Source organism: Phytoactinopolyspora endophytica (genome assembly GCF_004138495.1).
Lineage (GTDB): Bacteria > Actinomycetota > Actinomycetes > Jiangellales > Jiangellaceae > Phytoactinopolyspora > Phytoactinopolyspora endophytica.
This window is the reverse complement of record NZ_ML142862.1, coordinates 23,971-33,604: the sequence shown is the minus strand read 5'-3', so window position 1 is coordinate 33,604 and position 9,634 is coordinate 23,971. Positions and strand designations below refer to the sequence as shown.

Genomic DNA, 9,634 nt, shown 5'->3' with positions numbered 1-9,634 from the left:
GCGAAGCGATCGAGGTCGGCTCGCTGAACTCGCTCTCCGGCACCATGGCCATCAGCGAGACGACGGTGCGCGATGCCATCAAGCTGGCCGTCGACGAGATCAACGCCGACGGCGGTGTCCTCGGCAAGGAGATCGAGATCGTCGCCGAGGACGGCGCCTCCGAACCGGCCGTGTTCGCGGAGAAGGCGGAGAAGCTCATCCGCGACGACTGCGTGGCCGCGGTGTTCGGCGGCTGGACCTCGGCCAGCCGCAAGGCGATGCTCCCGGTCTTCGAGAACCACGATGCCCTGCTCTACTACCCCGTGCAGTACGAGGGCCTTGAGGCATCCCCGAACATCTTCTACTCGGGCGCGACCACCAATCAGCAGATCATCCCCGCCCTCGACTACCTGGCCGAGGAAGGTGTGGAGTCCCTCTACCTGGTCGGCAGCGACTACGTCTTCCCGCGGACTGCTAACGCGATCATCACCGCCTACGCGGACGCCCACGGCATCGAGATCAAGGGCGAGGACTACGTGCCCCTCGGCTCGACCGACTTCTCCACCATTGTCAACAAGGTGCGCACCGAAGACGCGGATGCCGTCTTCAACACCCTGAACGGCGACTCGAACGTGGCCTTCTTCCGGGAGTACACCAACGTCGGCCTTACCGCCGACGACATGCCCGTCATGTCGGTGTCGATCGCGGAGGAAGAGGTCGGCGGCATCGGCGTGGAGAACATCGAGGGCCAGCTGACGGCGTGGAACTACTACCAGACCCTCGACTCGGACCAGAACACGACGTTCGTGGGCGCTTTCAAGGATGAGTACGGCGACGAGCGGGTGACCTCGGACGCGATGGAGGCGGCCTACACCTCGGTGTACGTCTGGAAGGAGTCCGTCGAGGCGGCGGAGTCGTTCGACGTGGCCGACGTCCAGGAGGCCGCCGGCGGGGTCGCCGTCGACGCTCCCGAAGGCACAGTGACCGTCGACGGGGAGAACAACCACCTCGTCAAGACGGCCAGGATCGGTGAGATCCGCGACGACGGCCTGATCCACACGGTCTGGGAGTCGGATGGTGCCATCGAGCCCGATCCCTTCCTTCAGACGTACTCCTGGGCCGATGGTCTGTCCGTCGACGACGCCGAAGGCTGAGGGCCACGATCGATGGACGTGGTGATCGGGCAGCTCTTCACCGGGATGAGCACAGGGTCCATCCTGTTGCTCGCCGCCCTGGGACTGGCGCTCACGTTCGGGCAGATGGGCGTCATCAACATGGCGCACGGCGAGTTCATCATGGCCGGCTGCTATACCGCGTACGTCGTGCAGCAGGTGGTCTCCGCCACCGGTGCGTCGCTGCTCATCTCATTGGCCGTGGGGTTCGTGGTGGGTGGCGCGATGGGCGTGATCTTGGAGGCGACGCTGCTGCGCCGGTTGTATCACCGGCCGTTGGACACGCTCCTGGTCACCTTCGGTGTCGGGCTCATCCTCCAGCAGCTGGCCAGGGACATCTTCGGGGCGCCGGCGGTGAACGTGGTGGCGCCGGGATGGCTCTCCGGCGGGGTCGAGATCTTCGGGGCAGTGGTGCCGAAGACGCGGATCTTCATCCTGCTGCTCGCCGCCGCGTGCGTCGCCGGGCTCGCCGCCGCGCTCAAGTACCTGCCGGCCGGCCGGCGTATCCGCGCCGTCGTGCAGAACCGCGACCTCGCCGAGAGCAGCGGGATCTCCAGCCGGCAGACCGACCGGATGACGTTCTTCGTCGGATCGGGGCTGGCCGGGGTGGCGGGCGTCGCCCTCACCCTGATCGGTTCCACGAGCCCGACCATCGGGCAAAGCTACCTCGTCGACGCCTTCCTTGTTGTCGTGGCGGGCGGCCTGGGCCAGCTCAGGGGCGCCGTCATCGCCGCCTTCGCGCTGGGTGTCCTGCAGTCGGCGGTCGAGTACTCCACCACGGCGAGCATGGCGAAAGTCGTCGCGTTCGTCGTGATCGTGGGCTTTCTCCAGCTGCGTCCGCAGGGTCTGTTCAGCGTCCGAGCAAGGAGCCTGGCATGAGTGGCGACACGACGAGCGACGTGCGACGAGCGGCACCGGGCGGCCGGTGGCGGACCATGGGCGGCTTCGCGGTCGCTGCCGTACTGCTCTTCGCCGTGGCGCCGACAGTGCTCAGCGACTTCCGGCTCGGCCTGCTGGCGAAGTTCCTGTGCTTCGCGATCGTCGCCGTCGGCATCGGGCTGGCGTGGGGGCGGGGCGGCATGCTCACCCTCGGGCAGGGAGTCTTCTTCGGCCTCGGCGCCTACATGATGGCCATGCACCTGAAGCTCGCGGACGCCGAGCTCTATGGCGGGCCGGGCTCAGTGCCGGACTTCATGGAGATCGCCGGAGTCCGGGAGCTTCCCGGATGGTGGGCGCCGTTCGCGTCCCCGGTCTTCACCATCGCCGCCATCCTCCTGCTACCGGCCGCGGTAGCCGTGGTGCTCGGGCTGGCGGTGTTCAGACGGCGGGTCAAGGGTGCCTACTTCGCCATCCTCAGCCAGGCGCTCGCCGCGGCGCTCGCCATCTACCTGGTCAGCCGGCAGGAGCTGGGCGGCAGCAACGGCTTGAACCGGTTCCGCACGTTCTTCGGGTTCACGCTGAACGATCCGGTCAATCGGACCATGCTGTTCTTCATCGCCTCCGGCACCCTGCTGGCGGTCGTCGCCATCGTCCGGCAGCTGATGTACAGCCGGTACGGCGAGCTGCTGGTGGCGGTGCGGGACCAGGAGGAGCGCGTCCGCTTCCTCGGCTACGACCCGGCCACCGTGAAGGTCGTGGCCTACGCGGTCGCCGCGGCGTTCGCCGGGATCGCCGGAGCGTTGTTCGTGCCGATCGTCGGGATCATCTCACCGGCGGACATCGGCATCCTCCCGTCGATCTCGTTCCTGATCGGCGTGGCCATCGGCGGCCGCGCGACGCTGTTGGGTCCGGTACTGGGCGCCATCGGCGTCGCGTGGGCCGAGTCCAGCTTCTCCGAGCAGTTCCCGTCGGCGTGGACCTACGCGCTCGGAGCGATGTTCGTCCTGATCATCGGATTCCTGCCGCGAGGTCTCGCATCTGTGACGGCGGTGCGCGCGTTGCGTCGTCGCTCCGGCGACGGCGGGCGGCAATCGGTCCCCGAGCAGAGGGAAGTGGCGGTATGAGCGAGCCGAACGCGGCGAAGAACATGCACGGCGAGCGTCTTGTGATCGAGGGCGTGTCGGTCGTCTTCGACGGGTTCACCGCCGTCGATGGCGTGAGCATGACTGCGGAGCAGGGCGACCTGAGGTTCCTGATCGGGCCGAACGGTGCCGGCAAGACAACTCTGGTGGACGCGGTCACCGGTCTGGTGCCTGCCACCGGCTCGGTCCGGCGGCGGGTGTCCGGAGCTCACGACGACGACACCGAGCTGCTGGGCCGCAAAGTGCACACCATCGCCCGGCTGGGCGTCGGCCGCACCTTCCAGACCGCGAGCGTCTTCGAACAGCTGACGGTGGTCCAGAACCTGGACATCGCGGCCGGCTCCGGCCGCTCGTGGCGGACCTTGCTGCGGCGGCGTAAGGCCGTACCCCCAAGACTCGACGAGGTCCTGGTCACGATCGGCCTGGCTCACCTGTGGGATCGGCCGGCGGGCACCCTGGCGCACGGACAGAAACAGTGGCTCGAGATCGGCATGCTGCTGGTGCAGGACGCGTCGGTGCTACTGCTGGACGAACCGGTCGCCGGGATGAGCCAGGAGGAGCGGGAGGCCACCGGGAATCTGCTGCGCCGTATCAGCGCGGACCGGGTGGTGCTCGTCGTCGAGCACGACATGGACTTCATGCGGGCGTTCGCGGACTCCGTCACGGTGCTGCACGCGGGGCGAGTGCTCAGCGAGGGCAGCATCGCCGACGTGCAGGCCGACCCCCGGGTGCAGGAGGTCTATCTCGGCACGGCCGCCGGGGAGGTGCAGCATGCTTGAGCTCGACGCTGTTCACACCGGCTACGGGCGCGCCACTGTGGTGCACGGCGCGAGCCTGCGCGTTCCGGCCGACGGCGTCGCGGCGGTCATGGGCCATAACGGAGCCGGGAAGACAACCCTGCTGCGGGCGGCCGTCGGCCTGCTGAAGGTGTCCCGTGGCACGGTGACCTTCGACGGCGAGGAGATCACCGGCCTGCGTCCGAACGCCCGGGTCAAGCGGGGCCTGGCGTACGTCCCGCAGGGACAGCAGTGCTTTCCGCAGCTCACAACCCTGGAGAATCTGCAAGTCGTGGTGGATGGCAAGCGGCGTGGGCGGGAGCTGGTGGCTCAGTCGCTGGACTTGTTCCCCGCGTTGACGGGCCTGCTGGGCAGGCGGGCAGGACTGTTGTCCGGCGGTCAGCGCCAGCAGCTGGCGATCGCCCGCGCGCTGCTCACCGAGCCGCGCATGCTCATCCTCGACGAGCCGACCGAAGGGATCCAGCCTTCCGTGGTGGCGGAGATCGAGCAGACCATCCTCGACCTGACCCGGCGCGGCGGGCTCGGCGTGCTGTTGGTCGAGCAGCACATCGGGTTCGCGCTGCGCGCCTGCGGCCGGTACTACGTCCTGGAGTCCGGCCGGATCACCTCCGAAGGTGACGGCGGTGCGGCGGCCGAGCACGCCGTCCGGGAGGCGATGGCGATATGACGACTTCAGACGATATGACGGAGCCCGACCTTATGACGGAGCCCGACCTTCCACTGGGTGAGCGGGTCTATCTCGCGCTGCGGGCCGATCTGATGGCGGGCACGTACGCGCCGACGGAACGTCTCGGAGAGGAGAAGCTCGCCACCCGGTACAAGGTCTCCCGCACACCGGTGCGGGAGGCTTTGGCCCGCCTGGTCTCCGACGGCCTGGTCCAGCGCGGCGATGGCGGCCTCTTCCCGTACCGGGCCCGGTTCGAGGAACTGGCCGGGCTCTATGAGCTCCGGTTCACGCTCGAGCTGCGCGGCATCGAGCGGATCATGCAGGGGGCCGCGCCCCGGCACGACCGGGACGTCCTCGGTCCGGAGCTCGACTCCTGGCATGGCCTGCGGGACAGCCCGCCGGCACCGGACGCGGGGTTCGTCGAACGTGACGAGGGATTCCACACGACGCTGCTGGCCTCCTCCGGGAACCCGGCCTTCGTGGCGGCACTGCACAACGTCAACAGCAAGATCCGGCCTGTGCGCATGTACGACTACCTCACTCCGGACCGGATGGACGCGACTATCGCCGAGCACGTCGCCATCGCCGAGTTCGTCCTCGACGGGCGGCTGGACGCCGCGTACGACGCGCTCAAGAAGCACATCGATGAATCGCGGGAGGTCGTCATCGACCGGGCGGCCCAGGCCGTCTCCGCGGCTCGCATGGTCGCGGCGCTGCAACCGTAGTTGGGAGACACCATGTTCGACTCGATCCTCATCGCCAACCGTGGCGAGATCGCCTGCCGCATCATCGCCACCGCGAAGCGCATGGGGCTGCGCACCGTCGCGGTCTACTCGGACGCCGATCAAGCCTCGGCGCACGTCAGGCTGGCCGACACCGCCGTGATGATCGGTTCGGCGGCACCGGCGGAGAGCTACCGCAACGCCAAGGCCGTCCTCGCTGCCGCACGTGAGAGCGGCGCGGGCGCGATCCACCCCGGGTACGGGTTCCTGTCGGAGGACGCGGCGTTCGCCCGCGCCGTCGCCGACGCCGGTCTGACGTTCGTCGGGCCTACCCCCGACCAGCTGGAGACCTTCGGAGACAAGGCACGCGCCCGCAAAGCGGCACAGGCTGCCGGGGTGCCGATGGTGCCGGGCTCGGCGGAGCTGTTCACCGTGGACGAGGCGGTCGCCGCCGCCGAAGAGATCGGCTATCCGGTGATGCTGAAGGCCTCCGGCGGCGGTGGAGGCATCGGCATGCAGGCGGTCCACTCGCCCGACCAGCTACGTTCCGCCTTCGCAACGGTGTCCAGGCTGGCGGCGGAGAACTTCGGCGACTCGACCGTCTTCCTGGAGCGATTCGTCGAGCACGCCCGCCACGTGGAGGTCCAGGTCTTCGGTGACGGGACCGGGCACGTTGTGAGTCTGGGGGACCGGGACTGCTCGCTGCAGCGTCGCAACCAGAAGGTGATCGAGGAGGCACCCGCGCCCGCGCTGCCCGATGCCGTCCGCGAGCAGCTGGATCTCGGAGCCCGGCGGCTGGCGTCGTCGTTGAGCTACCGATCCGCCGGAACGGTCGAGTTCATCTACGACCCGCAGCGTGAGCAGGCGTCCTTCCTCGAGGTCAACACCCGGCTGCAAGTGGAACACGGCGTCACCGAACTGATCACCGGCGTCGATCTCGTGGAGTGGATGATCCGGCTCGCCCAGGGCGATCGCACGATGCTGGATGGGCTTGGTGAGACCGGGCCGGACCGCCACGGCCACGCCGTCGAGGCCCGCGTCTACGCCGAGGACCCGCACCGTGACTACCTGCCCAGCGCCGGAACGCTGACGCACGTCACCTTGCCGGCGACCGGTCGCGCAGACGGCCGGGAGGTGCGCGTGGATACCTGGATCGAACCCGGCGTCGACGTCCCGCCGGTGTACGACCCGATGCTGGCGAAGGTTCTCGTCCATGCGGATACCAGGGACGCCGCGCTGAATGGGCTGGGCGGCGCGCTGCGGGCCACCCGGGTCGAAGGTGTACACACCAACCTCGGTCTGCTGCGCTCGGTGTGTGCCGACCCGGCCGTCGTCGCCGTGGAGCATACGACGCGGACGCTGGCCTCGGTGACCGTCTCCGAACCGAGGATCGACGTCGTGCGGCCAGGTGTGCAGACGACGGTGCAGGACTGGCCGGGCCGCGTCGGGTACTGGGAGGTGGGCGTCCCGCCGTCCGGGCCGATGGACGACCTGTCCTTCCGGCTGGGGAACGCAGCGCTCGGCAATGCCGAGGGCGCCTCAGGCCTGGAATGCACGTTCGATGGTCCGGTGCTGCGGTTCTCCACCGACTGGACGGTGTGTGTCACGGGAGCCGAGGCGCGCGTCGCGGTGGACGGCCGCCCGGTGCCGCAGTGGGAGCCGATTCTGGTGCCGGCGGGGGCGGAGCTGGCCGTCGGAAAGGCCGACGGACCCGGTGTGCGCAGCTACGTTCTCTTCCAGGGCGGGCTCGACGTGCCGCTCTACCTCGGTAGCGCGGCGACGTTCGCGCAGGGAGGCGTCGGCGGGTACACCGGGCGGGAGCTGCGCACCGGCGACGTGCTGGTCCCCGCGGCGGTTCCGACGGACGCGCCGTCGCCCCGCCCGGTGCCCGCCGGCCGGCGCCCACAGATCGCGCACGACTGGACCGTGGCCGTCACGCCCGGACCGCAGCCCGCGCCCGACTACTTCACCGTCCAGGACATGACCACGATCTACCAGGCCACCTGGACCGTGCAGGTGCACGCGGGGCGATCCGGCGTCAGGCTCACCGGGCCACGTCCGAAATGGTCACGCAGCGACGGCGGGGAGGCAGGGCTGCACCCGTCGAACCTGCACGACAACGCCTACTCGGTCGGTAGCGTCAACTTCACCGGCGACACCCCGGCGCTGCTCGGCCCGGACGGCCCGAGCCTCGGCGGGTTCGCCTGCCCCATCACCGTCATCAGCGCCGACCGGTGGAAGCTCGGCCAGCTGCGGCCCGACGACCGCGTGACCTTCCGGCCCGTCGATCCAGCCATGATCATGAACAGTAACCGTTCAAATAGCACGGAAACTGTTCATGATCATGGAGTGACGCCGGCCGACGCCGCTCGCGATGACGGGGTCTTAACGCAGATCGACGGAGGCGGCGATCGGCCGGTCGTCACCTATCGGCGTGGCGGCGACGACAACATCCTTGTCGAGTACGGCCCCATGACCCTTGACCTCGGGCTGCGCATGCGGGTCCACGCACTGGCGTCCGAGCTGCACGCACGGAAAGTACCCGGTCTGGTCGACGTCACCCCAGGCGTGCGGTCGCTGCACCTGCACACTGATCCTGACGTGCTCAGCGTGCCCCGGTTGACCGGGATGCTCCAGGAGATCGAACGTGAGCTTCCGGCCACCGACGAACTGGTGGTGCCGAGCCGGGAGATCCACCTGCCGCTGTCCTGGAACGACCCGGTGGTGGACGAGGCGATCGCCCGCTACACCACGAACGTGCGCGACGACGCGCTGTTCAACCCGTCCAACATCGAGTTCATCCGACGGATCAACGGACTGGGCACGGTGGACGACGTGCGCCGGATCGTCTTCGACGCGCAGTACCTGGTGCTGGGGCTGGGCGACGTCTACCTCGGCGCGCCGATGGCGGTGCCGATCGACCCGCGGCACCGCCTGGTGACCACCAAGTACAACCCGGCGCGCACCTGGACGGCCGACGCCACTGTGGGGATCGGCGGCTCGTACATGTGTGTGTACGGGATGGCGAGCCCGGGCGGGTATCAGCTGGTCGGCCGGACGGTGCCGATCTGGTCCGGGCTGCGCCAGCACGGCCTCTACGAGCCGGGCGTACCGTGGCTGCTGCGCTTCTTCGACCGGATCGTCTGGGAGCCGGTGAGCTCGGAAGAGCTGGCGCAGATCCGGCCGGACTTCCTCTCCGGCCGGCACGAGCTCGATGTGCGCGCGGGATCGTTTGCGTACGCCGACTACCAGCGGTTGCTGGCCGACAACGCTGAGTCGATCTCCGCGTTCGCCTCCCGCCAGTCAGCCGCGTTCGAGGCGGAGCGGCAGGCATGGGAGGCCGCCGGCGAGTTCGACCGGGACGACGGTGCCGGCGTCGTCGATTTCGGGTCGCGGCGGGACGTCGCTTTGGCCGACGGTGAGAGCATGGTGGAGGCTCCGATGGCCGCGACGGTCTGGCGAATGGAGGTCGAGGCCGGTCAGCTCGTGGAGGCGGGTCAGCCGGTGGCGACGCTGGAGGCGATGAAGCTCGAGGTTCCGGTGACCGCGCCGATGGCGGGCCGCGTCGTGCGGACACTTGCCGCGCCAGGCGACCAGGTACCGGGAGGGGCACCCCTCGTCGTATTGGCGAGCACGTAGTGGTTGCGTTTGGGTGGGGCCGGAGATTTCTTCTCCTTCTCACGCGGCCGGCGGGTGGTTTGGTGGGCCGGTCGAGTGGGCTTGCCGCCGCCCGAAGATCAGTCGAAGAAGCGCTCCGGCCCTTCTCTACCTTCCGGTTCCGCTCATGCTCGCCAGGCGACGGAACCCTCGATATTGAGACTGAAGTCTGCGTCGGGTTCCAGGCAACAGGCCAGTGTTCCGTGGATCATGGGGTACGGCGAGGAAAGAGGAGATGATGAGCGATAGCAGGTGGACGGCGCGGGGGCGGGTGCGGCGGGCGTACGACAGGATCGCCGAGGTCGACCGGCCGGAGGCGTGGATCACGTTGCGCCCGATGGACGACGTGCTGGGCGAGGCTGAGCGGGTCGATGCGGCGGTGCGGGAAGACACGGACTTGCCGCTGGCCGGTGCCGTGTTCGCCGTCAAGGACAACATCGACGTCGCCGGGCTGCCGACGACGGCGGGCTGCCCGGACTTCGCTTACCAGCCGGAGCGCACTGCCACTGCTGTCCAGAGGCTGCTCGACGCGGGAGCCCTGCTGCTCGGGAAGACCAACCTGGACCAGTTCGCGACCGGGCTGGTGGGCACCCGCAGCCCGTACGGCGCGGTCCGCGGC

General features: G+C 69.0%; 8 protein-coding genes. All 8 read left to right on the top strand.

Going from position 1 to position 9,634, the window contains the following annotated elements; all coding sequences use genetic code 11:
• A partial coding sequence (gene urtA / locus ELR45_RS23405) for an urea ABC transporter substrate-binding protein (protein ID WP_205857120.1) occupies nucleotides 1-1,133 on the top strand: 1,133 nt, incomplete at its 5' end.
• Between the two features lie 12 nt (nucleotides 1,134-1,145).
• A complete protein-coding gene (gene urtB, locus ELR45_RS23400) occupies nucleotides 1,146-2,030 on the top strand; it encodes an urea ABC transporter permease subunit UrtB (RefSeq protein ID WP_129668507.1) in 885 nt (294 codons plus the stop codon).
• Complete coding sequence (gene urtC / locus ELR45_RS23395; protein WP_129668506.1) at nucleotides 2,027-3,154, top strand: urea ABC transporter permease subunit UrtC; 1,128 nt, start codon at nucleotides 2,027-2,029, stop codon at nucleotides 3,152-3,154. The genes urtB and urtC overlap by 4 nt, the downstream gene beginning before the upstream one ends.
• Entirely contained in the window at nucleotides 3,151-3,951 is an 801-nt protein-coding gene (gene urtD / locus ELR45_RS23390; protein ID WP_129668505.1) for an urea ABC transporter ATP-binding protein UrtD, read from the top strand. Before urtC ends, urtD begins: the two co-directional genes overlap by 4 nt.
• The gene (gene urtE, locus ELR45_RS23385; protein WP_129668504.1) at nucleotides 3,944-4,636 is read left to right on the top strand and encodes an urea ABC transporter ATP-binding subunit UrtE; all 693 of its coding nucleotides are present in this window, start codon (nucleotides 3,944-3,946) and stop codon (nucleotides 4,634-4,636) included. The genes urtD and urtE overlap by 8 nt, the downstream gene beginning before the upstream one ends.
• Nucleotides 4,637-4,668: 32 nt before the next feature.
• Complete coding sequence (locus tag ELR45_RS23380) at nucleotides 4,669-5,361, top strand: GntR family transcriptional regulator (RefSeq protein WP_129668503.1); 693 nt, start codon at nucleotides 4,669-4,671, stop codon at nucleotides 5,359-5,361.
• A gap of 12 nt (nucleotides 5,362-5,373) precedes the next feature.
• The gene (uca, locus tag ELR45_RS23375) at nucleotides 5,374-8,997 is read left to right on the top strand and encodes an urea carboxylase (RefSeq protein WP_129668502.1); all 3,624 of its coding nucleotides are present in this window, start codon (nucleotides 5,374-5,376) and stop codon (nucleotides 8,995-8,997) included.
• Between the two features lie 253 nt (nucleotides 8,998-9,250).
• The coding region (locus tag ELR45_RS38820) for an amidase family protein (RefSeq protein ID WP_420813938.1) at nucleotides 9,251-9,634 on the top strand (384 nt) is incomplete at its 3' end.

Bases quoted from the DNA above. Each gene is read 5' to 3' on its own strand.
- urtD (WP_129668505.1), top strand. From the start codon at position 3,151: ATGAGCGAGCCGAACGCGGCGAAGAACATGCACGGCGAGCGTCTTGTG.
- ELR45_RS23380 (WP_129668503.1), top strand. From the start codon at position 4,669: ATGACGGAGCCCGACCTTCCACTGGGTGAGCGGGTCTATCTCGCGCTG.
- urtB (WP_129668507.1), top strand. From the start codon at position 1,146: ATGGACGTGGTGATCGGGCAGCTCTTCACCGGGATGAGCACAGGGTCC.
- urtC (WP_129668506.1), top strand. From the start codon at position 2,027: ATGAGTGGCGACACGACGAGCGACGTGCGACGAGCGGCACCGGGCGGC.
- uca (WP_129668502.1), top strand. From the start codon at position 5,374: ATGTTCGACTCGATCCTCATCGCCAACCGTGGCGAGATCGCCTGCCGC.
- urtE (WP_129668504.1), top strand. From the start codon at position 3,944: ATGCTTGAGCTCGACGCTGTTCACACCGGCTACGGGCGCGCCACTGTG.